At 70.1% G+C, this 26,460-nt stretch carries 32 protein-coding genes and 1 tRNA gene; 25 read left to right on the top strand and 8 right to left on the bottom strand.

From position 1 onward, the window contains the following. Positions 1-569 precede the first annotated feature (569 nt). From ACLB9X_RS13470 to ACLB9X_RS13455, 4 genes are all read right to left on the bottom strand, one after another. Positions 570-857, bottom strand: coding sequence for a hypothetical protein (locus tag ACLB9X_RS13470; RefSeq protein ID WP_410360522.1), 288 nt, complete (start codon positions 855-857; stop codon positions 570-572). Between the two features lie 156 nt (positions 858-1,013). After that, complete coding sequence (locus tag ACLB9X_RS13465; protein WP_410360521.1) at positions 1,014-1,388, bottom strand: winged helix-turn-helix domain-containing protein; 375 nt, start codon at positions 1,386-1,388, stop codon at positions 1,014-1,016. After that, entirely contained in the window at positions 1,385-1,969 is a 585-nt protein-coding gene (locus ACLB9X_RS13460; protein WP_410360520.1) for a hypothetical protein, read from the bottom strand. The genes ACLB9X_RS13465 and ACLB9X_RS13460 overlap by 4 nt, the downstream gene beginning before the upstream one ends. 474 nt (positions 1,970-2,443) lie before the next feature. Next, the gene (locus ACLB9X_RS13455) at positions 2,444-3,685 is read right to left on the bottom strand and encodes an IS256 family transposase (RefSeq protein ID WP_410360519.1); all 1,242 of its coding nucleotides are present in this window, start codon (positions 3,683-3,685) and stop codon (positions 2,444-2,446) included. 195 nt (positions 3,686-3,880) lie between these two features. Here ACLB9X_RS13455 and ACLB9X_RS13450 point away from each other — a divergent pair, with 195 nt between their 5' ends. The 3 genes from ACLB9X_RS13450 (at position 3,881) to ACLB9X_RS13440 (ending at position 6,351) form a co-directional block, all read left to right on the top strand. Further along, on the top strand, positions 3,881-4,162 hold the full coding sequence (locus ACLB9X_RS13450) for a hypothetical protein (RefSeq protein WP_410360518.1): 282 nt from the start codon (positions 3,881-3,883) through the stop codon (positions 4,160-4,162). A 161-nt stretch (positions 4,163-4,323) separates the two neighbouring features. Next, positions 4,324-5,745 (top strand): ATP-binding protein, encoded by a 1,422-nt coding sequence (locus ACLB9X_RS13445; RefSeq protein ID WP_410360554.1) that lies wholly within the window; start codon positions 4,324-4,326, stop codon positions 5,743-5,745. A 390-nt stretch (positions 5,746-6,135) separates the two neighbouring features. Beyond that, positions 6,136-6,351, top strand: a complete 216-nt coding sequence (locus ACLB9X_RS13440) for a DUF5988 family protein (protein WP_410360517.1) — start codon at positions 6,136-6,138, stop codon at positions 6,349-6,351. A 6-nt stretch (positions 6,352-6,357) separates the two neighbouring features. Here the strand turns inward: ACLB9X_RS13440 and ACLB9X_RS13435 are convergent, their stop codons facing one another. Then, the gene (locus tag ACLB9X_RS13435) at positions 6,358-6,657 is read right to left on the bottom strand and encodes a hypothetical protein (protein WP_410360516.1); all 300 of its coding nucleotides are present in this window, start codon (positions 6,655-6,657) and stop codon (positions 6,358-6,360) included. Between the two features lie 450 nt (positions 6,658-7,107). Next, entirely contained in the window at positions 7,108-7,335 is a 228-nt protein-coding gene (locus tag ACLB9X_RS13430) for a hypothetical protein (protein ID WP_410360515.1), read from the bottom strand. Between the two features lie 414 nt (positions 7,336-7,749). Here ACLB9X_RS13430 and ACLB9X_RS13425 point away from each other — a divergent pair, with 414 nt between their 5' ends. From ACLB9X_RS13425 to ACLB9X_RS13380, 10 genes are all read left to right on the top strand, one after another. Further along, positions 7,750-8,325: a cupin domain-containing protein gene (locus tag ACLB9X_RS13425; protein WP_410360514.1), complete on the top strand. Its 576-nt coding sequence runs from the start codon at positions 7,750-7,752 to the stop codon at positions 8,323-8,325. Beyond that, positions 8,318-9,175: an SDR family NAD(P)-dependent oxidoreductase gene (locus ACLB9X_RS13420; RefSeq protein WP_410360513.1), complete on the top strand. Its 858-nt coding sequence runs from the start codon at positions 8,318-8,320 to the stop codon at positions 9,173-9,175. Before ACLB9X_RS13425 ends, ACLB9X_RS13420 begins: the two co-directional genes overlap by 8 nt. A gap of 148 nt (positions 9,176-9,323) precedes the next feature. Continuing rightward, complete coding sequence (locus ACLB9X_RS13415) at positions 9,324-10,052, top strand: TetR/AcrR family transcriptional regulator (RefSeq protein ID WP_410360512.1); 729 nt, start codon at positions 9,324-9,326, stop codon at positions 10,050-10,052. A gap of 16 nt (positions 10,053-10,068) precedes the next feature. Then, entirely contained in the window at positions 10,069-11,730 is a 1,662-nt protein-coding gene (locus tag ACLB9X_RS13410) for an FAD-binding dehydrogenase (RefSeq protein ID WP_410360511.1), read from the top strand. Then, on the top strand, positions 11,727-12,527 hold the full coding sequence (locus ACLB9X_RS13405) for an SDR family oxidoreductase (protein ID WP_410360510.1): 801 nt from the start codon (positions 11,727-11,729) through the stop codon (positions 12,525-12,527). The genes ACLB9X_RS13410 and ACLB9X_RS13405 overlap by 4 nt, the downstream gene beginning before the upstream one ends. Before the next feature lie 182 nt (positions 12,528-12,709). Next, positions 12,710-13,123: a YciI family protein gene (locus tag ACLB9X_RS13400; RefSeq protein ID WP_410360509.1), complete on the top strand. Its 414-nt coding sequence runs from the start codon at positions 12,710-12,712 to the stop codon at positions 13,121-13,123. 221 nt (positions 13,124-13,344) lie between these two features. After that, positions 13,345-13,944, top strand: a complete 600-nt coding sequence (locus tag ACLB9X_RS13395; RefSeq protein WP_410360508.1) for an HhH-GPD-type base excision DNA repair protein — start codon at positions 13,345-13,347, stop codon at positions 13,942-13,944. 165 nt (positions 13,945-14,109) lie between these two features. Continuing rightward, the gene (locus ACLB9X_RS13390) at positions 14,110-15,645 is read left to right on the top strand and encodes a M28 family metallopeptidase (RefSeq protein WP_410360553.1); all 1,536 of its coding nucleotides are present in this window, start codon (positions 14,110-14,112) and stop codon (positions 15,643-15,645) included. Positions 15,646-16,071: 426 nt separating this feature from the next. After that, positions 16,072-16,368 (top strand): type II toxin-antitoxin system VapB family antitoxin, encoded by a 297-nt coding sequence (locus tag ACLB9X_RS13385; protein WP_003955420.1) that lies wholly within the window; start codon positions 16,072-16,074, stop codon positions 16,366-16,368. 137 nt (positions 16,369-16,505) lie between these two features. After that, positions 16,506-17,105 (top strand): LytR C-terminal domain-containing protein, encoded by a 600-nt coding sequence (locus ACLB9X_RS13380; RefSeq protein WP_410360552.1) that lies wholly within the window; start codon positions 16,506-16,508, stop codon positions 17,103-17,105. Positions 17,106-17,162: 57 nt separating this feature from the next. On the opposite strand, the gene upp is transcribed toward ACLB9X_RS13380, so the two are convergent. Then, positions 17,163-17,798: a uracil phosphoribosyltransferase gene (gene upp, locus ACLB9X_RS13375; protein WP_410360507.1), complete on the bottom strand. Its 636-nt coding sequence runs from the start codon at positions 17,796-17,798 to the stop codon at positions 17,163-17,165. A 113-nt stretch (positions 17,799-17,911) separates the two neighbouring features. Between upp and ACLB9X_RS13370 the strand changes: the two genes are divergently transcribed. From ACLB9X_RS13370 to ACLB9X_RS13330, 9 genes are all read left to right on the top strand, one after another. Next, positions 17,912-18,094, top strand: a complete 183-nt coding sequence (locus tag ACLB9X_RS13370) for a hypothetical protein (protein WP_410360506.1) — start codon at positions 17,912-17,914, stop codon at positions 18,092-18,094. A gap of 161 nt (positions 18,095-18,255) precedes the next feature. Beyond that, the gene (locus ACLB9X_RS13365) at positions 18,256-18,798 is read left to right on the top strand and encodes a hypothetical protein (RefSeq protein WP_410360505.1); all 543 of its coding nucleotides are present in this window, start codon (positions 18,256-18,258) and stop codon (positions 18,796-18,798) included. A 7-nt stretch (positions 18,799-18,805) separates the two neighbouring features. Continuing rightward, positions 18,806-19,294, top strand: a complete 489-nt coding sequence (gene tadA, locus ACLB9X_RS13360; RefSeq protein WP_410360504.1) for a tRNA adenosine(34) deaminase TadA — start codon at positions 18,806-18,808, stop codon at positions 19,292-19,294. 80 nt (positions 19,295-19,374) lie between these two features. After that, positions 19,375-19,459, top strand: a tRNA-Ser gene (locus ACLB9X_RS13355). Between the two features lie 173 nt (positions 19,460-19,632). Continuing rightward, positions 19,633-19,761: a hypothetical protein gene (locus tag ACLB9X_RS13350; protein ID WP_410360557.1), complete on the top strand. Its 129-nt coding sequence runs from the start codon at positions 19,633-19,635 to the stop codon at positions 19,759-19,761. 48 nt (positions 19,762-19,809) lie between these two features. Continuing rightward, positions 19,810-20,103, top strand: coding sequence for a Dabb family protein (locus ACLB9X_RS13345; protein WP_410360503.1), 294 nt, complete (start codon positions 19,810-19,812; stop codon positions 20,101-20,103). 186 nt (positions 20,104-20,289) lie between these two features. Beyond that, on the top strand, positions 20,290-21,135 hold the full coding sequence (locus ACLB9X_RS13340; RefSeq protein ID WP_410360502.1) for an RNA polymerase sigma factor SigF: 846 nt from the start codon (positions 20,290-20,292) through the stop codon (positions 21,133-21,135). A 234-nt stretch (positions 21,136-21,369) separates the two neighbouring features. Then, entirely contained in the window at positions 21,370-22,233 is an 864-nt protein-coding gene (locus ACLB9X_RS13335) for an RNA polymerase sigma factor SigF (RefSeq protein ID WP_410360501.1), read from the top strand. Positions 22,234-22,292: 59 nt separating this feature from the next. Beyond that, positions 22,293-23,012 carry a hypothetical protein gene (locus ACLB9X_RS13330; protein WP_410360500.1) on the top strand — a complete coding sequence of 240 codons (720 nt, stop codon included), beginning with the start codon at positions 22,293-22,295 and terminating at the stop codon, positions 23,010-23,012. Positions 23,013-23,028: 16 nt separating this feature from the next. On the opposite strand, the gene ACLB9X_RS13325 is transcribed toward ACLB9X_RS13330, so the two are convergent. Then, on the bottom strand, positions 23,029-23,244 hold the full coding sequence (locus ACLB9X_RS13325; RefSeq protein ID WP_410360499.1) for a hypothetical protein: 216 nt from the start codon (positions 23,242-23,244) through the stop codon (positions 23,029-23,031). A 202-nt stretch (positions 23,245-23,446) separates the two neighbouring features. Here ACLB9X_RS13325 and ACLB9X_RS13320 point away from each other — a divergent pair, with 202 nt between their 5' ends. Genes ACLB9X_RS13320 through ACLB9X_RS13310 form a run of 3 tightly spaced genes read left to right on the top strand, consistent with a single transcriptional unit; the run spans position 23,447 to position 26,402 of the window. After that, positions 23,447-23,911 carry a MarR family winged helix-turn-helix transcriptional regulator gene (locus ACLB9X_RS13320; protein WP_410360498.1) on the top strand — a complete coding sequence of 155 codons (465 nt, stop codon included), beginning with the start codon at positions 23,447-23,449 and terminating at the stop codon, positions 23,909-23,911. An 8-nt stretch (positions 23,912-23,919) separates the two neighbouring features. Then, positions 23,920-25,707: an MDR family MFS transporter gene (locus ACLB9X_RS13315; RefSeq protein WP_410360497.1), complete on the top strand. Its 1,788-nt coding sequence runs from the start codon at positions 23,920-23,922 to the stop codon at positions 25,705-25,707. Then, on the top strand, positions 25,683-26,402 hold the full coding sequence (locus tag ACLB9X_RS13310) for a collagen binding domain-containing protein (RefSeq protein ID WP_410360496.1): 720 nt from the start codon (positions 25,683-25,685) through the stop codon (positions 26,400-26,402). Before ACLB9X_RS13315 ends, ACLB9X_RS13310 begins: the two co-directional genes overlap by 25 nt. The last annotated feature ends 58 nt before the right edge of the window (positions 26,403-26,460 follow it).

Here is a 26,460-nt window from a genome sequence, read left to right as displayed (position 1 = left end):
ACTCCACCAGCGCCAATCCCGGCCTCCCCACACACGCCGCAACGACGCGCACAGAAAAGCCGATCACGGCCACTGTCAACCATCAGCTGGGACCGAAGTGTCAAGCATCTCCCGGGACCGGACACACTCCGAGCCCCGGCCTGAGTAACAACTTTCTTTACGGGTTCAAGGCCCGCGCACGGCGCGGGCGCGCGCCGCCTTGTCGGCGGGGCCGCCGCCCTGTCTTCGCCAGCGGCGGCCCCGCCCGGCGGCGCGCTAGCGGCAGCGGGCACAGCGGCCTCTTGCAGGTGAGCTATGGCGTAGGCGGGCATGGCGTCCTTCCGGTCGATCGAGCTCCGTACACCGGGAGCATGGCATGCCGACGCATTGGGTCGATGACCTGACAGGTAAGCGGACCCCGCCCGCACCCCGGACTGGCGGCGAACATGCCCCCTACGTGCCCGATCGGACGGCGAATGACGGGGAACAACGGAACCCGTCGGCGAGCGTTCCGGGAACGCGCAGGTCAGCGTCTTCCCAGGTCAGGCCCAGCCTGGTTACGCGATCTTCCAAATTGGGGCTTCAGGCATCTATTCGGCCCCGGATGCACGAGTCCTCCAGTAAGCCATGAACTCCATGCCGAACCCGGCGACGGCGAGGAGGACACCCAGCCAGAAGAACGAGGTATGCCGTTCCACTCCGCCAAACAGCATCAAGTCAACACCCAGGATCGGGAGAAGGACCCCACCAGCGGTGTACCACCGCCCTTTGCGCGCCTGGTTGATCGCCGAGGCCGCACCGAGTAGCAGGATCAAGCCCAACACTGCTATCCACATAGCGAAATCCTCCCAGAAGGTGATCTCCCTTACAACGGCCATAGTTGGCGCGACACCTCACGGCAGGCGTGTCATCTGACATCCACGGATGACATCAACGACGGCAGACAGGAGTGGCATTGGACGACCGCGAGGGGTCTGTCCCTGCGCAGCCGAGTGCTCTGCAAGACCCGTCCGATCGAACTCCTAGAGCGGTGATCACATGTCGGGCGAGCGGGGCGCAAGATGGGGCGTTTCCAGGCGTAGTACGAGTGCGCGTAGAGCACGGAGTTCGGCGTCCAGGGCCTGCGCACCGTCACGGGTGAGGGCAACCCACGTTCGGGGGCGCCGGCCGGCGTAGCCCTTCTCCAGGGTGATCATTCCCGATTCCTCCAACACCTTTAGATGCCGGGAGAGGTTTCCGTCAGTGACGGCCAGTTGTCTCTTCAGGAAGCTGAACTCGACCCGGTCGGCCTCGCGGGTGATGGTGAGGATGCCCAGCCGCACTCGCTGGTGGACGGTGTCGTCCAGCTCCTGGGTGGGATGCAGCCCCTCTTGGCCGTCCTGTGAAGCGGTCGCGTCCTCGACGCTCATGAGACGACCGTATCCGCACCGGCGACACCGGATATGTCCCGGCGGTGGACCACCGCCCGCTCGCACAGACCGGCGAGGAACGGGATGGCGGCGAGCAGGAGAGCCTTGGCCTGCGGTCCGTCGGCCCAACCGGGGTCGGTGGGATGCTGCCAGGGGAGCCATCCACTGCCCCAGGAGGCTCCCAGGTACCCGGTGAGCAGCAGGGCGTGAGCGATGCCGGCCGCTGCGGCGATCCAGCTGCGTTCGGCAATGCCGAAGGCGAGGAGACCGATGCCTACCAGGTACCACGGAGAGGCGTAGCTGTTCTCCAGCAGCAGGGCCTCCCAAGGCTGGTTCCTGCCGAACAGCAGCGCCACCAGGGCCATCGTGATCACTGCGGTGGTAATGGCGGTCGCGCGGACCCACACGCCGCGCCGGGGGACGATACCCCGGTCCTCACCACGCAGACGGTACCAGCGGGCGAAGACGAACCATGCGAGGGGAAGGAGCGCGAACCACACGCCCCAGGCCGCGAAGCGCAGGAAGGCGCCGTCGAACTCGCCCTCCAGACAAGGAGTTCCCGGTTCATGGACAACGCACAATCCGGTCAACTCGGCATAGGCGAAAGCCGGATAGGACCCGATGTAACGCCCGTGAGTTCCGAAGTTGAAGGCGTTCCGAGCGATCGGAACGGCCGCCAGTGCGAGAAGCCCGAACCCGAGAAGGGGAATCCATGCGCCGTTCACCAGCGTGCGGGTCCTGGACCGGAGACCTTCCACCACGGCCAACAAGGCGGCCGCTTCCGCTCTTGGTTCGGATCCCGCGCTGCTCGGTGCGGACGGTCCCATGTGTCCCCCTGTGCTCGGCGCTTGGCAGCGCGGGTGAACGGACCGCCGGATGGTCGCCCGTTGAAGGTCTAACTTTGCGATGCAAAGTTCATGGCGGTCAAGAGCGGATGGGGTACCGGTCGGCATCAGTGGGCTTCTCCGAGCGGCACCGCCAAGGCAGGCCGTCCAGTCGTCCGAAGAGGCGTCATTGACGGCTCCGGGTCATGTCCCTTGTCGTGGTGTAGCCGATCATCCAGCGGTTGTGTTGGTGGTGTTGGGTAGCGCAGGGGCGCTTTCGGGGCGTTCGGAGGGGTAGAGCTGGTCCATGCTTCCCTCGGGCAGGTAGCGGCGGGGGAAAGCGATCCATTCGTCGTGCAGTTCGAAGAGCACGGCGGTGACCAGCCGTAGGAGCGCGTCATCGTTGGGGAAGACCTGGACAACGTCGGTGCGGCGCTTGACCTCGCGGTTGATCCGCTCCAGCGGGTTCGTGGACTGGATCTTCTTCCAATGTCGCTCGGGGAAGGCGGCGAAGGCGGTCAGGTCGTCCTTCGCCGCCAGCAGCATGTCTTTGACCTTGGGGAACTGTTTTCCGAGCATGTCGGCGACGGTGTCGAGCTGGGTGCGGACCGCATCCGCAGTGGGCTGGGCGAAGATCGTGCGGATGGTGGCGGCGGCCATCTCGGCCGCTTCCTTGTTGATCACGCTGAACACGTTGCGCAGGAAGTGAACCCTGCAGCGCTGGTAGGCGGCCCCGAGCATGACCTTGCGGATGGCTTTGACCAGTCCCAGGTGGTGGTCGCCAATGACGAGCCGGACCCCGGTCAGACCGCGTTCGCGCAGGTGACGCAGGAACTCGGTCCAGAACACCTCGGTCTCGCTGTCGCCGACCATCACTCCCAGTACCTCCCGGCCGCCGTCCTCGGTGATCCCGGTGGCGATCACCACGGCGCGGGAGACGATCTGGTGCTCGACCCTGGCCTTGCAGTAGGTCGCGTCCAGATAGACGTACGGGAAGCGGACGTGGTCCAGGGGCCGGGCACGGAACGCGGTCAGCTGGCCGTCCAGGTCCTGGCAGATCCGCGAGACCTCGCTCTTGGATATCCCGGTGTCCGCGCCGAGGGCCTTGACCAGGTCGTCGACCGACCGCGTGGACACGCCGTGCACGTAAGCCTCCATGATGACCGCGTACAGGGCCTGGTCGATGCGGCGGCGTCGCTCCAGCAGGGCGGGGAAGAAGCTGCCCGACCGGAGCTTGGGGATCGCGAGGTCCAGATCGCCGGCCTGGGTGCTGAGCGTCTTGTCGCGGTGGCCGTTGCGAAGCGCAGTGCGCGTCTCGGTGTGCTCGTTCCACTCCGCGCCGATCCGGACTGTGGCCTCGGCCTCGATCAGCTCCTGGAGCATCCGCTCGGCCACGTGCCGGACAAGTTCGAGCCCGTCCGCCGAACGTAGTGACTCAAGCAGCCGAAGTAAGTCATGCTGAGACAGGGCCATCCTGCACCTCCCGCGTTGAACTGCCCGTTCACTACGGAGAGTTGCACGATGGCCCACCTTGCGGGCAGGGAGCGAAAGCCCATCGGCACACGCACCCGGCGCACTCCCTCACCTTGATCGGCTACACCACGTCAAGGGACGCCATCCGGCCAGGGCGATGCCAAGTACGCGGTCTGCCCTTTCTGTGCCGGCCATGTGGACCTGTATACCGAAGAGTGGGACGTGATCGAGGGTGCCTGGGAGCCCTTCGACAAGGCCATCGGCACCTGGCGCGGCACCGGCCGAGCTGCCGTTGCCTGCCCACGCTGCAGTCGAGCCGGCGACCTGACTGCGTGGACTTGGGACAACGACTACTACGCGTTCGGCTCCCTGGGCTTCGAGTTCTGGGGCTGGCCCGAGTTCAGCCCCAGCTTTCTCGAACGCTTCGCACGCGCGCTGGGTGGTCATCGCACTGTCCTGGTGGGAGGCAAGCTCTGAGGGAACGGTGCCGCTTCGAGCGACCGCTCCGGGCCACTAGCCGGCGTGTTCAGCCGTGCCCGTTGGAGCACCGCCCGTCGGGTCGCCGAGCGACCTGAGCAGAGATGGTATCGGCGGCGATACTATCTCTGCCGATACCATTGCTCGCGGGAGGCTTCCGAATGCGGCGTTTCATCGGGCGGGACCGCGAGCTGAGCGTGCTCGGCAGCGCCTTGCAGTCGGTTCGCGACGCCGTCGGGTCGGTGAAACCGGGTCAGTGCATCCTGATGCGCGGACGGCGGCGGGTCGGCAAGTCCAGTCTTGTCGAGGAGTTCCTCCGGCGCACGGACGTGCCGTACCTCTTCTTCACCGCGGCGGGCGGCACGGCGGAGGGCGAGCTGACCGAGTTGCTCGACGCTGTCACCAGATCCACGCTCCCGGAGCGCGAACTGTTCGCGGAGGAGACTCCGGAGCAGTGGAACGCCGCATTCAGGCTCCTCGCGGAAATCCTTCCCGACGACAGACCAAGCGTCGTCGTCATGGACGAGGTTCCCTACCTCATGGACCGCATCGACGCCTTCGAGGGCATGCTCCAGCGTGCATGGGACCGCCTGCTCAGCCGCAAACCCGTGCTCCTCCTCCTGGTCGGATCCGACCTGTCGATGATGGAGGCACTGAACAGCTACGAGCGCCCCTTCCACCAGCGAGGCCGGGAAATGGTTGTGGGGCCGCTGAACCCGGCCGACATCGGCGAGATGCTCGGGCTTGCGCCGGCGGCTGCCTTCGACGCCGCCCTGATCACGGGCGGTCTTCCGCTGATCTGCGCGGAGTGGCGGCCGGGAGCCGATGTCTGGGAGTTCCTCCGTGATTCGCTGGACAACCCGATCTCGGCGCTGCTGGTCTCCGCCGAACGGTCCCTGGCCGCGGAGTTTCCGCCGCAGGCGATGAGCAGAGAAGTCCTTCGGGCCATCGGAAGCGGGGAGAGAACCTTCACCAACATCGCGCGCGCGGCGGGCGGCATCTCCCACACCACTCTCATCCGAGCCACTGATGTCCTGACCGGGAAACGGGTGGTGGCAGCCGAGCTGCCCCTCTCGCTGAGGCCGTCGAAGGAACGCCGCTACCGCGTGGCCGACCCCTACCTCCGGTTCTGGCTCGCGTTTCTGGATCCGCACATGGCGGAGATCGAACGGATGCGGGGAGATCTCACGCTGCGCCGGATCCAGGAGCAGTGGACGAGCTGGCGGGGGCGCGCGATCGAGCCCCTCGTCCGGAAATCCCTCGCCCGCCTCCTGCCGGACGGGCTCCTGCCTGCCACACCGGCGATCGGGGGGTACTGGACCCGCAGCAACGACGTCGAAATCGATCTGGTGGGTGCCGACCGGCAGCCGGTGGCCAAGGAGCTGCTCTTCCTCGGTTCGGTCAAGTGGCTGGAGAACTCCGCGTTCGACAGCCACGACCTGGCCGCACTGCAGAAGCACCGGGCCGCGATCACCGACGAGCCGGTGCCACTCGTGGCCGTCTCACGTAACAGGGTCGACTGTTCCGGTCTGCAGGCTGCGTACGGCCCGGAACAACTGCTCAGCGCCTGGCGCAGGGAATGAAGCAGGGGCTGCGCTCCTGTGAGTGCAGCGGTTCTGGTTGCATTCGCGCCCGTCCGGGCCCGGACATGCAGTCCCCGGTAGTCCTCTCCGTGCCATGAGTTCCAGTCGTCGCTGTGAACCCTGACCTCGAAGCGGATCTGCCGGGGGCCTGGCCAGAGCCACCCAAGTGGGTCGCGCCGGTCGGTGGACGTCTCCTCCGACGGTACGGCTCGCTCTGGTTTTCTGGTGTATATGGGATTTTCCTCCCGATTCACCGCAAGTCAAGACTTTCGGGGAATCGCGACGGCCCCTGCTGAGGGTGATCGACCGGGAGCGGCCCGCAGGGCCGCAGAACACGACCTGCGGCGCGTCACCGGCCGGGCACAGGCGGGCTTTGGGGACACTGCCGTCATGACCGACGCAACGAAAGCAGTCCTCGAAGGCGGGCCCAAGGATCTTCCGGAGCGGATCGTCTCCCTCTCCGGAACGGCCGCGCCCGGGAGCGACCTCAAGATCCCGTTCCGGGGCGGGTACGAGCACTTCAAGGCCACGTCGCGGCGGCAGGAGACCGCCGAGGGGGCGTTGCCCGTCTACGAGTGGTGGGAGCGCACGGAGCTGCCGGGCTGAGCGCGCTCAGGCCGGCGACCCGGCCACCTCGTGTGCCGTGCGGACGAAGGCGCGGACCGCGCCCGTGTCGTCTCCGGCGCGCCAGACCAGGCCGTAGCCGACGGGCTCGGCGTCCACGAACGGGACGTAGGTCACCCCGGGCCGCGCGTGGTACGTGGCGGAGTGCGCGGTCGAGAGCAGAGCGCCCTTGCCACCCGCGACCAGCATGAGGGCCTCCTGCATGTTGGCGACGGCGGGGCCGCGGCCGATCGGGCGGCCGCCCGGCGTGCGGGCCGGGCGGCGCTGCTCCAGCCAGTGGTCCGGCACGCCCCCGGCGACGGCGAGCAGCGGCAGGCGCGCTGCTCTACACCGCGTTCCAGTTCGGGGCCGCACTGGGGCTGTCCGCCGTCACCGCGGTCAACGTGGCCGCCACCGGCTCGCCCGGGGAACTGCTGTCAGCGTATTCGGGCTGCGTTCCCGGCCCGGCGCGGTCGTCGCGGGTTCGGATGCGCCATCCCGTACCGAAATCACCGCCGCCCGCTGATCCGCTCGATACGGGAAGGTACGCATCCGCACAGGAAAGGCCCGTACCGATATCGAAAGGTCTGCGTCGATACGGAAAAAGCATGCCGTTCCGATTCCGGTGCGGACATGCGTATGGGCCCCGGGACTGGATATTCCGGGGCCCTGGCCCGCCCTCGTCACCCGCACAAACGCGGGGTGGGGCGGGCAATGCCTCTGGCCGAAGGGCCGAGAAGACCGTGAGGCGGGTCGTTCTCAGATGCCGGTGGTCTGCACCGAGACGAGACCCTGGGCCGCACCGGTGACCGCGGCGACCGGGACGACGGACGCGACGGACTGGGCAGCCCCGACGACGTCACCGACGTTCACGGCAGCACCGTAGCCGTTGACACCGGCGTGGGCGCTGGCGATACCACCCGAAATGCCGTCCAGCTCGCTGTCGGAAATCTCGGCGGTCTCGACAGGGGTGAAGTCGTTACGCACTTTCTCTCCCTTTTCATGATGGGGGATTCCTGGACTGACGCAGAACGGACGCGTCAAAGGAAAGCAGGCCGGCACACACGGTTGCCCGACGCCTGGAGCGGGTATCGGCAATCACGACCCCCGCACCACAGGATCAGATCACGCCAAAGGACCAACTGGCAACCTACGCTCCGCTTTTGACGGTGAATACTTCTTCACGACAACGCCAACTGACGTGCACTTTCGCCCGGCGCACCGGCGGACGAATACCGCCGACGGGAATCGGGATGAGATGTCGTCAGATGTCTAATTCCTGGCCGTATCGGGGTACAGATGGGCCGAAACGCACCGTGTCCGCCGACGTCGTGGAGCGGAGGCGGTCCGCCCCGGCAGGGACCGCATACCGCGGGCGTACGCCCGGAAGGGGTGTCGACGATGTGCAGGCTGATCGGCGGAGGCGGCCGGGACGAGCGGGCGGACGTCGCGGAGACGGTCGCCGGACTGACCGCGCTCTACGGGCTGGAACGGCTGCCGGTGGAGGGCGGGTTGTTCCGCCGGACCTGGGCGGGGCCGCCGGACGCCGCGGGGCGCCCGGCCGGGTCGGCGATCATCGTGCTGCTCACCGCAGGCGACGACGGCTTCTCGGCCCTGCACCGGCTGCCGGTCGACGAGGTGTGGCATTTCTACGGCGGCGACCGGCTGGAGCTGCTGCTCCTCGCCCCCGACGGCAGCAGCCGGGTCGAGCTGCTGGCCGGCCCGGGCTCCGGAGGGCGCGTGCAGACCGTGGTGCCCGCCGGCACCTGGATGGGTGCCCGCGTGGCACCGGGCGGGGCGTGGTCGCTGTGCGGTACGACCATGTCCCCCGGCTTCGTCGCCTCCGACTACGAGGGCGGGCACGTCGGCGAACTCGTCGCCCGGTACCCGCAGGAGGCGGACCGTATCCGGGCGCTGTGCCGGCCGCACGCGCCCCTGCGCATGACCGGGGTGACCGACGAGGAGACCGATGGCTGACCACCCGCCCGACCGCACGCCCGCCGTATCGGCCGATGCGGCGACCGCCCGGCCGGGGAACCCCGCGAGCAGCGGGTCCCCAGACCCCTCGCTGCCCCGGCTCACGGGCTCCGTCGCGCTCGTCACCGGAGCGAGCGGGCTGATCGGCGGGGGCATCGCGAGGCGGTTCGCGCAGGCCGGCGCCGCCGTCGTGCTCCACCACCGGCCGGGCGGACGGCCGGTCGCGGAGCTCGCGGCGGCGATCACGGCCATGGGCGGTGCGGCGCTGCCGGTCGAGGCGGACCTGACGGACGAGCGCGCGTGCCACCGGCTCGTCGACGCGGCGGCCTCGTGGCGGGGGCGGCTGGACGCGCTGGTCAACAGCTCGGGGATCCAGCCCGTCCAGGAACTCGCGGGCATGACGGCCGACGACTGGCGCCGCATGTCCGACGCCCAGGTGACCAGCGCCTTCTGCTGCACCCAGGCCGCCGTCGGCGTGATGGCGGGCCAGGGCGGCGGTACGGTCACGCACATCGCCTCGATCGAGGGCAGCCGTCCGGCTCCCGGGCACGCGCACTACAGCTCCGCGAAGGCCGCTCTGATCATGTTCGCGCGGGCGGCGGCACTGGAGTACGGCCCGCGCGGCATCCGCGTCAACACGGTCTCCCCCGGCCTCATCCACCGGGACGGCATCGAGGAGGTGTGGCCCGACGGCGTCCGCCGCTGGACCCGGTCCGCGCCCCTGACCCGGCTGGGCCGCCCCGAGGACGTCGGCAACGCGTGCGTGTTCCTCGCCTCGGACGCCGCGGCCTGGATCAGCGGCCACGACCTGGTGGTGGACGGCGGCGTCAGCGCGCGCCCGACCTGGTAGCGCGGGACGGCCGGAAGGACGGGACGGCCGGAAGGACGGGACGGCCGGAAGGACGGGACGGCCGGAAGGGCGGGCCGGCCGGTGCACATCCCTTGTCGATACACGAATGCATCCGATACGTTCGCGCATCGAACGAGGGGAGTCGGTCATGCCCGCGACCACACACGGCACCGCACCCGCATCCACCACCGCACACGGCACCGCACCCGCACCCGCGTCCACTACGGCAGGCGGCACTCATCCGGCTTCCGGATCAGCGCCCGCCCCCAAGCGCGTCACCGCGCGTCGCGCCCGGACACGGCGGCGCATGCTCGACGCCGCCCTCCAGGTGTTCGCCGACGAGGGCTTCGGCCGCTCGACCGTGGAGCAGATCTGCGAGCGCGCCGGCTATACACGAGGCGCCTTCTACTCCAACTTCACCTCCCTCGACGAGCTGTTCCTCGCCATGTGGGAGGAACGCTCGCAGCGCATGCTCGCCGATCTGCGCGAGGCGCTCGGCGACGTGTCCGCCGCGACGCCCGAGGAAGCGCTGCGGGCCGCGCTCCGCGCGATCCCCGTGGACGACGTCTGGTACCGGGTGACGGCCGAGTTCACCGCGCACGCGCTGCGCAATCCGTCCCTGCGGCGCGTCATGGCGGCCCGCGAGCGGGCGATCCTCGACACGATCCTGCCGGTCGTCGTCGAGGCGCTCGCGCGGACCGGGCGGCGGGTCCCCGATGTGACGGCTCTCGGGCAGGCCCTGGTCGCCGTGCACGACGGCACCGCGGTGCAGGTGCTGCTCGAACCGGCCAGCGAGGCGCCGGCGAGGCGCCGCGAGGAGCTGTTCGAACACGTTCTGCAGGCATACAGCACGCCCGGCACGGAGGAGACAGCGTGAGCACGGAGGAGGCAGCGTGAGCGAGGACGCCGACGTCATCGTCGTGGGAGCGGGACTGGCCGGTCTCGTCGCGACGTACGAACTGACCCGCGCGGGACGGCGGGTGGTGGTCGTCGACCAGGAGAGCGAGGCCAACCTCGGCGGTCAGGCGTTCTGGTCGCTCGGCGGTCTGTTCTTCGTCGACAGCCCCGAGCAGCGGCGGATGGGCATCAAGGACTCCGTCGACCTGGCCATGTCCGACTGGCTGGGCTCGGCCGGTTTCGACCGGGAGCGCGAGGACCGCTGGCCGCGCAAGTGGGCGGAGGCGTACGTGCACTTCGCCGCCGGCGAGAAGCGTGCATACCTGCAGCGGCTCGGACTGCGGGTGATGCCGACCGTCGGCTGGGCCGAGCGCGGCGCCGGTACGGCGGGCGGGCACGGCAACTCCGTTCCGCGTTTCCACATCACCTGGGGCACCGGCCCCGAGGCTGTGCGGGTCTTCCGTGAGCCTGTGCTCGCCGCGGCCGCCCGTGGTCTGGTGACCTTCCGTCACCGGCACCGGGTCGACGGGCTGATCGTCGAGAACGGGGCGGCCGTCGGTGTGCGGGGCACCGTCCTCGAAGTGTCCGATCTGCCGCGCGGGGTCGCCTCCTCCCGCGAGCCGGCCGGCGAGTTCGAGTTCCGTGCGCAGGCGGTGGTGGTGACCTCCGGCGGCATCGGCGGCAACCAGGAGTTGGTCCGCGGGAACTGGCCGGCCGGCCGCCTCGGGCCCGCGCCTGCGTCGATGATCACCGGTGTTCCCGCGTACGTCGACGGCCGGATGCTGGGGATCACCGAGCGCGCGGGCGGCTCGATCATCAACCGCGACCGCATGTGGCACTACACCGAGGGCATCAGGAACTGGGACCCGATCTGGCCGGACCACGCGATCCGGATCATCCCCGGCCCGTCCTCCCTGTGGCTGGACGCGACCGGGCGCAGGCTCCCCGTTCCGCTGTTCCCCGGCCACGACACGCTCGCCACGCTGAAGCACATCGTGGGCACCGGGCACGACCACACCTGGTTCGTGCTGACGCGGGCGATCGTGGAGAAGGAGTTCGCACTCTCCGGCTCCGAGCAGAACCCCGACATCACCGGCAAGGACCTGAAGCTGGTGCTGTCGCGCGCGAAGAAGGGCGCCCCCGGGCCGGTGCAGGCGTTCCTCGACCACGGCGAGGACTTCGTCGTACGGCCCAACCTCAAGGAGCTGGTCAAGGGCATGAACGCCCTGACGCCCGACTGCGAACTCGACTACGCGCAGGTCGAACGGGAAGTCCTGGCACGCGACAGCGCGGTGGACAACGCGTACACCAAGGACTTCCAGCTGATGTCCGTCGTCAACGCCCGCGCGTACTGGCCCGACCGGCTCACCCGGGTCGCGAAGCCCCACCGCCTCCTCGACCCCGAACAGGGTCCGCTGATCGCCGTGCGGCTGCACCTGCTGACCCGCAAGACGCTCGGCGGTCTGGAGACGACGCTGAACTCGCAGGTGGTCCGCCCCGACGGGTCCGTCTTCGACGGTCTGTACGCGGCCGGCGAGGTCGCCGGTTTCGGCGGCGGCGGGGTACACGGCTACAACGCGCTGGAGGGCACGTTCCTCGGCGGCTGCGTCTTCTCCGGCCGGGCAGCCGGCCTCGCGATCGCCCGGCGGCTGGCGTGACGCCCCGGGGCACGGCCCTGGTGACGGGCGCGTCGTCGGGCATCGGCGCCGCCGTCGCGGCGGCGCTCGTCGAGCGCGGCTACCGCGTCTACGGCACCAGCCGCGATCCGCAATCGGTCGCCGACCCGGTCCCCGGCGTCACGTACCTGGCCCTCGACCTCACCGACGACGCCTCGATCGAGGCGTGCGCCGCGGCGGCCGGTGCGGTGGACGTCCTGGTCAACAACGCGGGCGAGAGCCAGAACGGGCCGCTGGAGGAGCTGCCCATGGAGGCACTGGAACGACTGTTCCGCCTCAATGTCCTCGGGCCCGTACGGCTCACCCAGCTCCTGCTGCCCGGCATGCGGGCCCGCCGGCGCGGCCGGGTGATCATGGTCGGCTCCATGCTGGCCAGCTTCCCGCTCGCCTACCGCTCCTCGTACGTCGCCTCCAAGGCGGCGATCAGGGGCTTCGCGAGCGCGGCGCGGCGCGAGGTCACCCCGTACGGCGTCGGCATCACCACGGTCGAGCCCGGCTCGGTCAGCACGGGCATCAGCGAGCGCCGCACGCAGTACGTCGCCGACGACTCGCCGTTCCTGGCGGAGTACCGCACCATGCTCGCCGCGCTCAACGCCAACGAGGCGAAGGGCATCCCGGCCCGGCACGTCGCCTCCACCGTGGTGCGAGCGATCGAGGCCGCACGGCCGAAGCCGCTCTACGCGGTGGGCAGCAACGCGCCCGTGGTGTTCGCCCTGCGCAGGCTGCTGCCGAGGACGGCCGTCGAGCGCATGGTAGCCCGCAGACACGGGCTGCGCTGACACGGCGGCCGCCCGGGCCTCTTCGCACGATCTCGGCTTCGGGCACGGGCCGCCGCCGCGACCGTCCGAGAAAAACCGGCGTGCCCTGCCCGGAATCCGGCACCCGCTCCGACGTCCCTGTGAGAGTTGCCCACAAGGGGAGGCAGCGAGGGATGAAGGACGCCGGACGAAGGAGCGAGACCATGAAGTACCTGGTGATGGTGCAGGGCACGCAGGCCGACTACGAGGCGATGCGCGGCAAGGCGTCGCTGGGGGCTCCCGCGTGGAGCGAGAAGGAGATCCAGGCGATGTACTTGTTCATGCAGTCCGTGAACGACGACCTCGCGAAATCTGGTGAGTTCGTCGACGGGCAGGGGCTCGCCGAACCCGCGCTCACCCGCCACGTCACCTCCGGCAGGGACGGCCGGCCGGTGATCAGCGACGGGCCGTACAGCGAAACCCAGGAACTCGTCGCCGGCTACTGGGTCCTGGAGTGCGAGAGCCTGGAGCGGGTCACGGAGATCGCCGCGCGGATCGCGCAGTGCCCGACCCCGGAGGGGACCACGGAGTACCCGGTCGTGATCCGGCCCATCCTGGAAGGCGGAGGCGATGCGTGAACCGCGCGCCCGGAACCGGGGACCTGCGCCGCTGCGCGCCGCAGGTCCCCGGGGCGCTCCTGGGGGCCACGACCGCCGATGACAGGGAAGGCGTCCTTGCCGACCGCCAAGCGGCGGCACGCCACGCGCTCTCCCTGCCCGGTGCACGTCACCTCCGGACACGGGGAGGCCGGCTCGCGTCTGAGGTGCGGTCCACCGCGCGGGCGGGTGATCATCGGAACATGGACGCCACAATTCACCTCGCCCAGCAGCCCGAGGCCGACGCACTGCTCGGCCGCAGCCCGCTCGCCGCCCTCGTCGGCATGCTGCTCGACCAGCAGATCCCCATGGAGTGGGCGTTCACCGGCCCCTTCACGATCGCGCAGCGCCTGGAGGCCGACGACCTGGACGCCGCTCAGATCGCGGCGTACGACCCGGACGCCTTCGGCGAGCTGCTGCGGCAGAAGCCGGCCGTGCACCGCTACCCCGCGTCGATGGCCAAGCGGGTGCAGGAGCTGTGCCAGTTCCTCGTCGACGAGTACGACGGCGATGCGAGCGCCGTGTGGCGCGACGTGTCGAGCGGCGCCGAACTGCTGGCCCGGCTGAAGGCGCTGCCCGGCTACGGCGAGCAGAAGGCACAGATCTTCCTGGCGCTGCTGGGCAAGCAGTACGGCGTCACGCCGGAGGGATGGCGCGAGGCGGCCGGGGCGTACGGCGAGAAGGACTCCTTCCGGTCGGCGGCCGACATCACCGGCCCCGAGTCGCTGGCCCGGGTGCGCGCGTACAAGCAGGAGAAGAAGGCGGCCGCCAAGGCGCAGAAGGCGACCACGAAAAAGCGCTGATGGCGGTACGTGGGCGCGGAATGGACGCGTCCGGGTGCTAGTGGGATGAAATGAGCCGTCAGTTGGGGCACGGGTGTTCACAGAACCCCCAACAGATCGCTAGCTTCCACTCAACCCACGTTCGCACCGGGAAGGACCTCTGTGAACGCATCCTCTCGCAGAGCCGTGGCCACCCTGGCCGCAGCCGCACTCGCGACCCCGCTCCTGCTGGCATCCGCCTCCCCTTCCGCAGCCCACCGTCACGACCCCGCCGAACGCGCGGCGAAGGACGCGGAGAAGCTGGCCAGGAAGCTGGTCGCCCGCGCGTCGGCCGACGACGCCTACGAACACCTGGAGAAGTTCCAGGAGATAGCTGACTCGGCGGGCGGCCACCGCGCCGCCGGTTCCCTCGGGCACGACGCGTCAGCCGCGTACGTGTACCAGCAGATGAAGCGGTACGGGTACGACGTCTCGTACCAGAAGTTCGAGTTCGTCTACACGCAGACGCTGGCGGAGAAGCTGTCGGTCCTGTCGCCGACGCCCGCGGACCTCACCATCAAGGCGATGACGTTCACCAAGTCGACTCCCGTCGGCGGTGTCCGCGCCGCGCTGGCCGCCGTGCCGGTGGACGACACGACCGGCTGCACCGAGAGCGACTACGCCTCGTCGACGTTCACCGGCAAGATCGCGCTGATCAAGCGCGGCGGCTGCACGTTCGCCGCGAAGCAGGCCGCCGCGGCCGGTGCCGGCGCGATCGGCGCCGTCGTCTACAACAACACGGACGGCGCGCTCTCCGGCACCCTCGGCGACGCAGCCGCGGGGAAGATCCCGACCGGCGGCATCACCAAGGCCGACGGCGAGAAGCTGGCCGCCGACCTGGCCAAGGGTCCGGTGAACGTCTCCTTCGAGATCCGCCAGCTCCAGGAGACGCGCTCCACCAACAACGTGATCGCCGAGACCCGCCACGGCAACGCGGCCAACACCGTGATGCTCGGCGCGCACCTCGACTCGGTCACCGAGGGCCCGGGCATCAACGACAACGGCTCCGGCTCGGCCGGCCTGCTCGAAGTCGCCCAGGAACTGGCCAAGAAGGAGCCGCGGCCCGGCAACAAGGTCCGCTTCGCCTGGTGGTCGGCCGAGGAGAACGGACTGCTCGGCTCCGAGCACTACGTCACCCACCTGAGCGACCTCGGCAAGAAGGAGATCAAGCTCTACCTGAACTTCGACATGATCGCCTCGCCGAACTACGGGCTCTTCGTCTACGACGGCGACGACTCCGACCGCGTGGGCGCGGGCCCCGGCCCCGCGGGCTCGGCGCAACTGGAGCGCGACATCAACGAGTTCCTCGACCGCAAGGGCCATCCGCACGAGGGCACGGACTTCACCGGCCGCTCCGACTACGGCCCGTTCATCGAGGTCGGCATCCCGTCGGGCGGCACGTTCACGGGCGCCGAGGGCATCAAGACCGAGGCGCAGGCGAAGAAGTTCGGCGGCACGGCGGGCGTCGCGTACGACCCGAACTACCACGCCGAGGGCGACACCATCGACAACATCGACATGGACGCCTTCGCCGTGAACATCGGCGTCATCGCCAACGCGGTCGGCACCTACGCCCACGACCTGAGCTCGCTGCGCAAGCCGGTCACGACCGTCCCGACGGAGGGCGACGCGGGCAGCGGCGGCGGCCTGCACGACGGCCACGACCACGAGGTCACCGAGTAACAGCTCCGCGCAGGAGCACACGGCGCGCCGCGGGATCACCTCCTGCGGCGCGTCGTTCCCGTCGACGGCCCCGGCATGGCGCCCGTACAGCGAGGCCCCCTGACCGCCGTGTCCAGGGCCGCCGCCTCCGCGGGGCCCATCCGGGACCGCGGCGCGCGCAGCCGGGTCACGGCGACCGGTGCCGGGTCACGGCGATCGGAGTCGGTGCACCCGTGTCGCTCAGCACGGTGACGCCGTTCGCCGAGAGCTCTCCACCGCGGGCCGGGGAAGGGCCGTGGCCAGCCCGATCTCCTCGCCCGCAGCCTCCCGTACCGGCTCCTGAGGTGTCATGAGAGACACCTGCTTCCCGGTTTGCATACTTTTCCACACGATTGCACTGTGGCTCCGTGGCTGCGCCCGGTGCCCCTCGGCCGGTAGGCTTTCCGTGTGATCTTCAAGCGCATCGGCAACGGGCGGCCGTACCCCGACCACGGCCGGGAAAGCACCCGGCAGTGGGCGGATGTCGCGCCGCGCCCGGTCCGCCTCGATCAGCTCGTGACGACCAAGGGCCAGCTGGACCTGGAAACGCTGCTCGCCGAGGACTCGACGTTCTACGGCGACCTCTTCGCCCATGTCGTGAAGTGGCAGGGCGACCTCTATCTGGAGGACGGGCTGCACCGCGCGGTGCGCGCCGCCCTGCAGCAGCGCCAGGTGCTCCACGCCCGCGTGCTCGAGCTGGGCTGAGCCACCGCGGCGGCGGTCGGCCGCTGATCCTTTCGGGGCCTTTCGGCACCGGACGGACGCAATCAACTGATCGTTTAGTAGGCATGGCGACCAGGCCGCACTACGCTGCGCCCATGAGCATGCTCACTCCCCCCGGCATGGGTGGAAAGTACCGCATCACGGGCGACACATACCCACGTATGCGACGCCCCCGGAACCGCGGAAGAATCGTCTTTGCGGTGCTGGCGGTGGTGGTCGCCCTCGGGCTGGCCGGCTGGGGCACGATGCAGCTCGTCGACGCCTTCACCGGCGGAGGCAAGAAGTCCACGACGGCCGCCACGCGCACGTGCGAACCCGTCCCGACGGTCTCCGCGGCGCCCGTGCCGCCGAAGCCGCGCCAGGTCACGGTGAACGTCTACAACGCCACCCCACGCAGCGGTCTGGCCAAGGCCGCGGCCGACGAGCTGAAGAAGCGCGGCTTCACGATCGGCAAGGTGGGCAACGCGACGCCGGAGTACGACAAGAAGGTGCCCGGGACCGCGGTGCTGCTGGGCGGGCCGACGGCCCACGAGGGGTACTTCCGGGTCCTCGGCACACAGCTCCTCGGCACCCAGCTGAAGACCGACACCCGCAAGACGGCGGACATCGACCTGATCATCGGTACGGCCTACAAGGCCCTTGAACCGAGGAAGAGCGCGGACGCGGCCCTGGCCGCCATGGCCGCACCCGCCCCCGCGCCCTCGGCCACGTGCCGCTGAACCGTGGCAGTGCCCCGGGACGCGGCGGGTGAGCCCGGCGGCGAACCGGGCCCCTGATCAGTCAGCGCACCCGTACATGCGGTCGCCCGCGTCGCCGAGGCCGGGAACGATGTAGCCGTGCTCGTTCAGGCGCTCGTCGACCGACGCCGTCACCACCGTCACCGGGGTGCCCTCCAGCTCGCGCTCCATCACCTCGACGCCCTCCGGCGCCGCCAGCAGCACGACCGCGGTCACGTCGTCCGCGCCGCGCTTGATCAGCTCCTGGATCGCCGCGACCAGCGTGCCACCGGTGGCCAGCATCGGGTCGAGCACGTACACCTGGCGGCCGGAGAGGTCCTCCGGCATCCGCGTCGCGTACGTCGACGCCTCCAGCGTCTCCTCGTTGCGGATCATCCCCAGGAAGCCCACCTCGGCGGTCGGCAGCAGCCGCACCATGCCGTCGAGCATGCCGAGGCCCGCCCGCAGGATCGGCACGACGAGGGGGCGGGGGTGGGACAGCTTGACGCCGGTCGTACCCGTCACCGGGGTCTGGATGTCGACCTGCTCGGTGCGCACGTCCCGGGTCGCCTCGTACGCGAGCAGGGTGACCAGCTCGTCGGCGAGGCGCCGGAAGGTCGGGGAGTCGGTGCGCCGGTCGCGCAGCGTGGTGAGTTTGTGCGCCACCAACGGGTGGTCGACGACGTGGATCCGCATGGCCTCAACAGTAGCCCGCACTCGCATCAACAGGGGTATCGGAGGGAAGGTGGTGGGGTACCCCGGGCCGCAGGCACGAGGGTGAACGGAGCACTCGTGGGGTGGTGTGACCGATGGCGGAGTCCGAGCCGGAGCACGACGAGGAGCGGGAGACCGACGGGGAGCGCCGCAGGCGACGCGCCCAGTTCCTGCGCGAGCTGAACGAGGCGAAGGCACTGCGCGACCGGGTACAGCCACGACGGGCCCGCGCGGCCCGGATGCGCCAGCAGATGCGTATGCGGACGTTCCGCTGGTGACCTCCGCGGGGGCTCCCCGAAGCCGGCCCCGCAGAACTGGTGGCCGACGCCACGACGGAAGACCTCTCGCAACGCGGATGTTTCTGCCACGATTCCGAGTGGGCGGGGCAGACATCAGCGCACCGCCGGTCGTCACACCTCTGATCAGTGGGAGAGTCACGGTGTACTTCGCCGCACTGCTCGCGCGCACTCAAGACGGGTGGGAAGCGAGCGACACAGAGCTCGACGATGTGGAGACGCTGTCGGATCTGACCGACCTGGCCCGCGATGCCTCGGTGGACGAGGACACGGTGCTCGTCTTCATCGAGCAGGAGGACGCCTGGTTCGGCATCGTCCGCGTCGAGGGCGAGGAGGACCCTCGTATCTTCGTCTCGGACGCGGCCGCGGCCGCGCGCTCCTCCTATGGGGAGATCCTGACCAACGAACTGCTCGGCGGGGACGCAGACGACCCGGCCGACGACCTGGACGCCCTGGACCTCGACGGCACCGAGGACGGGGAGACACAAGCGGACGACGAGGAGGACACGGCGGACGGCGGCGCTTTGGAGAGCGGCGAGACCGTACCGGCCGGCCCGGTCGGCGACCGCGAGATCCTGCTGGACCTCGGACTGTCGGAGAAGGAGCTGCTGGCGCTGGACACGGACGCGCTGCTGGAGATCGCCGAGGCGCTCGGCGCGGGCGAGGTCCTGGAGACGGTGCGCTGACGATCGCATGACGGAAGATCCGAACGACCCCGTACGCGACCCCTGGCAGGCGCCCATGCGTCTGGCGATCGACGAGGCCGAGCGCGCGGCGCGGGCCGGTGACGTGCCGGTCGGCGCCGTCGTCCTGGCCGCGGACGGCTCGGTGCTGGCCACGGGGCACAACGAACGCGAGGCGACGGGCGATCCGACGGCGCACGCCGAGGTGCTGGCGATCCGCCGTGCGGCCGCCCGTCTCGGCGAGTGGCGGCTGACCGGCTGCACGCTCGTCGTGACCCTGGAGCCGTGCACGATGTGCGCGGGCGCGCTCGTGCAGTCCCGGGTGGACCGCGTGGTCTACGGCGCGCGCGACGAGAAGGCGGGCGCGGCCGGTTCGCTGTGGGACGTCGTACGGGACCGCAGGCTCAACCACCGGCCGGAGGTGGTGCTCGGCGTACTGGAGGACGCGTGCTCGTCCCAGCTGACGGCCTTCTTCCGGGACCGTCCCGCCGAGCGCTGAGGCCCTGCCGGCGCCCGCGGGGGGGCGCCGTGCCGATACCGATTTCAACGTACGGCCCACCTTGGGCTAAGCTCTCTCCCGGTAGCGTGTCCGAGCGGCCGAAGGAGCTCGCCTCGAAAGCGAGTGTGGCGCAAGTCACCGAGGGTTCAAATCCCTCCGCTACCGCTTTTGTCGAAGGGCCCCGGTGCAGTCGCACCGGGGCCCTTCGCGCATGCCCATGACGGGGGTGGCCGGAAAAACCGCCTCGGTTAGACTCACGCGACGCAGAGGCAGGGCAGGGCCGGCAGGGGAGACAGGGGCCGAGGGTGGAAGCGAAGAAGGTCGCTCTTTACATAGTCGTGAGCTTTGTCCTGTACACGATCATCACCTCACCCGAGAAGGCCGCCGATCTGGTCGGGATAGGGTTCGAGGGCATTTCGGACGCCGCGCAGGGTGTCGGACAGTTCATGACCGAGCTCGTCAACTAGACCGCCGCGCATCCCGCTCCGCCCCACCACCAGCCCCAGGAGTGCTCCTTGATCCGCCATCTGGTCCTCTTCAAGCTCAACGACGGCGTCGGGCGCGACGAGCCGCGCGTGATCGCCGCCGCGAAGGCCTTCCAGGAGCTGGGCGGGCTCGTCCCGGAGCTGGAGTCCTGGGAGTGCGCCTGGAACATCACCGACCGGCCCATCGCGTACGACTTCGCCATCAACTCCGCCGTGGCGGACACGGACGCCCTGGGGCGCTACCTCGGGCACCCTGCCCACCAGGCGGCCGCCGCGCAGTGGCGCGAGTTCGCCACCTGGGTGATCGCCGACTACGAGTTCTGACCACCCCGCATCCGGACCCCTCGCCGCCGCGGCGAGGGGTCCTTGTGTTTTGCGGCTCGTCGGGTGCCAACCGACCGTCAACACGGTGTTATCGGGTGCTTGCACACAGTGGACATGTCTTGTGATGCTATGACCGCTTTTGACGGATGAGTTGACCGAAATCGACCGTGAAGGGGTGGCGTGACCGTGCCGGCCAGTACTGCGCCTCAGGCTCCACCCCACAACGAACGGCCGGACGAGAACCCTTCCGCCGTCGCCAGGCCGCAGAGCCGGAGCGCCGACACGAGGGCCCTCACCCAGGTCCTCTTCGGCCGCCTCAAGACGCTGGAGCCGGGCACCAAGGAGCACACCCGGGTGCGCTCGGCGCTCATCGAGGCCAACCTGCCGCTGGTGCGCTACGCCGCCGCCCGCTTCCGCTCCCGGAACGAGCCGATGGAGGACGTCGTCCAGGTCGGCACGATCGGACTGATCAACGCGATCGACCGGTTCGACCCGGACCGGGGCGTGCAGTTCCCGACGTTCGCGATGCCGACGGTCGTCGGCGAGATCAAGCGCTACTTCCGCGACAACGTCCGCACCGTGCACGTACCGCGCCGCCTCCACGAGCTGTGGGTCCAGGTCAACGGCGCGACAGAGGACCTCACGACGACCCACGGCCGCTCGCCCACGACCGCGGAGATCGCCGAGCGGCTGAAGATCGGCGAGGACGAGGTGCTCGCCTGCATCGAGGCGGGCCGCTCGTACCACGCCACGTCGCTGGAGGCGGCGCAGGAGGGCGACGGGATGCCCGGACTCCTCGACCGGCTCGGCTACGAGGACCCGGCACTCGCCGGCGTCGAGCACCGCGATCTCGTACGGCACCTGCTCGTCCAGCTGCCCGAGCGCGAACAGCGGATCCTGATGCTCCGCTACTACAGCAACCTGACACAGTCCCAGATCAGCCAGGAGCTGGGCGTCTCGCAGATGCACGTGTCGCGGCTGCTGGCGCGCAGCTTCGCGCGACTTCGGTCCGCAAACAGGATCGAAGCGTAAGCAGAACGGGTAGATCCTCTTCGAACTGCTGAGGCCGGTTCAAAAGTCTTGCACCCCCGGCTTCCTGGGCATTTCGCCCCGATACTTGTCGACATGTCACTACAGCGTGTTGCCGACATGTGACATTCTGCGGGAAGCGCGTTTGCCGCAGCCCTGCCGCCGGTATTCAGGTGGAGGCTGCGTTCCTCAGTCGGTCGCGGCCACCGCGACCGTCCGCGACCTCAAGGGGGTGGCATGTCCGCAGAACAGGGCAGCTCGAAGGTGCTCACGCGTGCGCCCGGCGCACCCGCACCCGCACCCGTCGTGTCCGACAGCTCGGAAGCCATCGACACCCGCACTCTGTCCCGCTCCCTGTTCCTGCGGCTGCGCGCGCTGGACAGCGAGGGCGCGGCCGACGACAGCCCGGAGCGCACCTATGTGCGCGACACCCTCATCGAGCTCAACCTCCCCCTCGTGCGGTACGCGGCGGCCCGCTTCCGCAGCCGCAACGAGCCGATGGAGGACATCGTCCAGGTCGGCACGATCGGGCTGATCAAGGCGATCGACCGGTTCGACTGCGAACGGGGCGTGGAGTTCCCGACGTTCGCGATGCCGACGGTCGTGGGCGAGATCAAGCGCTTCTTCCGGGACACCTCGTGGTCCGTGCGCGTGCCGCGCCGGCTCCAGGAGCTGCGGCTCGCGCTCACCAAGGCCAGCGACGAGCTGTCCCAGAAGCTCGACCGCTCCCCGACCGTGCCCGAACTCGCCGCGGTGCTGGGCGTGTCGGAGGAGGACGTCGTCGACGGCCTCGCCGTGGGCAACGCGTACACGGCCTCGTCGCTCGACTCCCCCTCGCCCGAGGACGACGGCGGCGAGGGCTCCCTCGCGGACCGCCTCGGCTACGAGGACAGCGCGCTGGAGGGCGTCGAGTACCGAGAGTCTCTCAAGCCCCTCCTGGCCAAACTGCCGCCTAGAGAACGGCAGATCATCATGCTCCGCTTCTTCGCCAACATGACGCAGTCCCAGATCGGCGAGGAGGTCGGCATCTCGCAGATGCACGTCTCCCGGCTGCTGACGCGCACGCTGGCGCAGCTGCGGGAGGGCCTGATCGCGGACTGAGCCACACGAAGTCGGCTCGGGATCTTCTGAATTGACGGTTCGTCAGCGACACTGCCGCCATGCGGCGACGACGGCGGACCGGGATCGTGGCGGTGGCGCTCTGCCTCGGCGGGGCGCTGACCGCGTGTTCGGGCAGCGACGGCGACGGGCGGATCCCGCTCGGGGCGGCGGGCGCCGGTCAGGCGCCGACGGGCGCCGTCCCGCCCGAGGGCGGCGTCGTGCTCGTTCCCCTCGACGAACCGGTGGCGTCCGGGCCGCCGCGTGGATCCGGCGACGGCGACACCGCCGCGCCGCCGTCCGAGGAGTCGCCCCAGGACGAGGCGCCCCCGACCGCCGAGCAGCCCGGCACAGGGACGGCCGACTCACCGGACGCGCCCCCGCCGAGCACCCCCGGCGGCCCGCCACCTCCGCCGCCGTCGCCCGCACCCACGCCCGAGCCGCCGCCGTCCGGCAGCCCCGTACCCCCTGCGGACCCGGCGCTGCTCCAGCTCACCGAACCGGTCCGCGAGGCGCTGGACGAACGCTGGTGCGAGCGGGTCACCGTGGAGTTCCGCAACATCGGCGGGAAAGCGGCCACTTCGGGGACGGTCACGTTCGCCACGCACGTCATCGGCGCGCTCGGGATCGACTGGGCCACCATCGAGACGGCTCAGCCGCTGCCCGGGCCCATCGGGCCCGGAGCCGTACGGAAGAAGACGTTCACGGTGTGCGTCGAGGCGTGGCGGGTGCCGCTCGGAATGCACATCGAGACGCGGGACGCCACGGCCGAGTGGAGGTGAGCCCCGGCCGTACCGATCAGCCGAGGGCGAGCCAGGCCACCGCGCCGATGACGACGACGGCGGCGATCACGCCGACGATCAGACCGACTCGCGAGGACGACTGCGCGGGGGCCGCCGCGCGGCCCTGCGGGGCGCCCTCGTCGACGAACGCGCGGAACATCTGGGTGCTGCCCGCAGGGTCGTAGTTGCCCTCGGGGCCCTGGCCTTGGGGAGCATGGGGGTTGTGTGCCATGGGGCAGGACCCTAGCGAACCGAGGTGTCCGGCCCAACCCCGGGCGAGTGCCCGATGCGGTTTCCGGGCGTGATGACCGCCTCATGACTCTGCACATGCAAAGCCTTTTGGGTTCCTTTACCCGTCTCGACCGTTTTCGTTTGCCTGTAGCAACCAATAGCTTTTATTGTTGCCCTAAGCAACAAGATGGCGAGGAGGGCCCATGGCGGAGCGGAGTCAGTACGAAGAGCTGGCCCGGCAGATCAGCGCCATGGGGGCGGTGAAGCGGAGCCTCTCGCGGACGCTGCCCCTCGAGTGCCCCGCCGGGTCCGCGGCCGTCCTGTCCCTCGTCGGGCGCCACGGAGAGATGCGGCTGAGCCGCCTCGCCGAGCTGCTCGCCGTGGACATGTCGGTGACCAGCCGGCACGTGGCCCATGCGGTCGAACGCGGCTGGCTGGAGCGGTCGCCCGACCCGGACGACCGGCGCTCGCGCCTCCTGCGGCTCACCCCGGCGGGGGCAGACCTGCTCGACGACCTCGGCCGTCGGACGACGGACATGTTCGCCCACTACCTCAAGGACTGGTCCGACGACGACGTCGGACAACTGAACACGATGCTGGCCCGCCTCCGGGATGCCGTGGGGGACTGCCGGGCCCACGCCACCCGTACACCCGCACAGACGACGTAAGGAAGTTCATGGCTACGACTACACCGACCGGTGTGCGGGGCGGCCACGCCAGGCAGGGGGGCGCCCAGGCTCCCGAGGGCGGCGCGCCAATGACGCACCGGCAGATCATGGAGGCGCTCTCCGGGTTGCTGCTCGGCATGTTCGTCGCGATCCTCTCGTCGACGATCGTCTCCAACGCGCTGCCGGAGATCATCAACGATCTCGGCGGCGGCCAGAGCGCCTACACCTGGGTGGTGACGGCCTCGCTGCTGGCGATGACCGCGACCACTCCCCTGTGGGGCAAGCTCGCGGACCTCTTCTCCAAGAAGCTGCTGGTCCAGATATCGCTGGTCATCTATGTCCTGGGCTCGGTGGTCGCCGGCCTGTCGCAGAACGCGGGCATGCTCATCGCCTGCCGCGTGGTCCAGGGCATCGGCGTCGGCGGCCTGTCCGCCCTCGCCCAGATCGTGATGGCCGCGATGATCTCCCCGCGCGAGCGCGGCCGCTACAGCGGCTACCTCGGCGCCACGTTCGCCGTCGCAACCGTCGGCGGCCCGCTGCTCGGCGGCGTCATCACCGACACCGACTGGCTCGGCTGGCGCTGGTGCTTCTACGTCGGCGTGCCGTTCGCGGTCCTCGCCCTGATCGTCCTGCAGAAGACCCTCAAGCTCCCGGTCGTTGGGGTCCCCCATGCCGAAGGCCAGGGGAGCCAGGTCAAGGTCGACTGGTCGGGAGCGTTCGTCATCAGCGCCGCCGTGTCGCTGCTGCTGGTCTGGGTCACCTTCGCGGGCGACACGTACGACTGGCTGTCGTGGCAGACGTACGCGATGGTCGGCGGTGCCGTCGTCCTCGGCGCGCTGTTCCTCCTCGTCGAGTCCAGGGCGAGCGACCCGATCATCCCGCTGCGGCTGTTCCGCAACCGCACCATCGCGCTGGCCTCGCTGGCCTCGCTCTTCGTCGGTGTCGCGATGTTCGCCGGCACGGTCTTTTTCAGCCAGTACTTCCAGCTGGCGCGGGACAAGTCGCCCACGATGTCCGGCGTCATGACGATCCCGATGATCGGCGGCCTGTTCGTCTCCTCCACGGTGAGCGGCCAGATCATCACCAAGACGGGCCGCTGGAAGGCGTGGCTGGTCAACGGCGGTGTGCTGCTGACCGCCGGACTCGGCCTGCTGGGCACCATCCGCCACGACACGGAGTACTGGCGGATCGCGCTCTTCATGGCGGTCATGGGTCTCGGCCTCGGCATGATGATGCAGAACCTGGTGCTGTGCACGCAGAACCAGGTCGCCCCCTCGGACCTGGGCGCCGCCAGCTCGGTCGTCACCTTCTTCCGCTCCCTCGGCGGCGCGGTCGGCGTCTCGGCGCTCGGTGCGGTCATGGCCAACCGGGTCACCCACTACGTCAAGGACGGACTCGCCGAACTCGGCCCGCAGGGCGCGGCGATGGGCCACGGCGGCACCGGCGGCGGCTCCATCCCCGACCTGGACGCGCTGCCCGCCCCCATCCGCACGGTGATGGAGACGGCGTACGGGCACGGAGTCGCGGACGTGTTCCTCTACTCCGCGCCGTTCGCTCTCGTCGCCTTCCTCGTGACCCTGTTCATCAAGGAGGTCGCCCTCAAGAGCAACGCCACCAAGGAGGCCGCCGCACCCGGGGCCGCGGCCGAGGCGCCCGCTCCGGCCCCAGCCCCGACCCTGGTGGTCGAGCCGGCCGCCGTGGGCGCCGATGCGGTGGCCACGGCAGGTGTCGCGCGGTACGCGGTGTGGTGCGCGGGTCCGAGGGTGCGGCGGTGCCGCAGGCGGCGGTCACGCTGATCTCACCCGCAGGCCGTCAGCTCGACCGCGCGGTCGCCCAGTTGGACGGCGGCTGCACGCTGGACGCGCCGGGCGCCGGGTCGTACGTGCTGATCGCCTCGGCCGACGGCTTCCAGCCGCAGGCCGCCACGGTGGTCGTCGGTGACGAGCCGCTGGCCCACGACATCCTGCTCGCCGGCACGAGCGGACTCGCCGGGACGGTGCGGGCCGCCGGCGAAGGCGGCCCCGTGGAGGGCGCGATGGTCGTCGTGACAGATGTCCGCGGTGACGTGCTGGCCACCGGAAAGAGCACGGAGCAGGGCGACTTCGCCTTCACCGAGCTGGGGCCCGGTGCGGTGACAGTCGCGGTGAGCGCCCCCGGCCACCGCCCGCTGGCGCTGCCCGTCGAGATCGGCGGGCAGGGCGTGACCCGGGTCGAGGCGGTCCTGCAGTCCGGGGCCGTGGTCCGGGGCACGGTGCGCGCGGGCGCGACACGCCGGCCCCTGGCGGACGCCCGGGTGACGCTCGTCGACGCGGCCGGGAACGCGGTGGCCACCGCGACGACCGGCGACGACGGCGCGTACGCCTTCGCCGACCTGGACGCCGGCGAGTACACGCTCATCGCGACCGGATATCCCCCCGTCGCGGTCGCGCTGACCGTGGCGGGGCGCGGAGCCTGTGGCCACGAATTCGAACTCGCCCACCCGGGCGAGTAGTCGGACTCCCTGTCGCCCCTGAGCGGAGGGGCGACCGGGGCGGGGCGGCAGGCAGGGG

This window comes from Streptomyces sp. 5K101, assembly GCF_046506645.1.
Taxonomy (GTDB): domain Bacteria; phylum Actinomycetota; class Actinomycetes; order Streptomycetales; family Streptomycetaceae; genus Streptomyces.
Note: the sequence above shows the minus strand (reverse complement) of the source record. Positions and strands in the feature narration are given on the sequence as shown.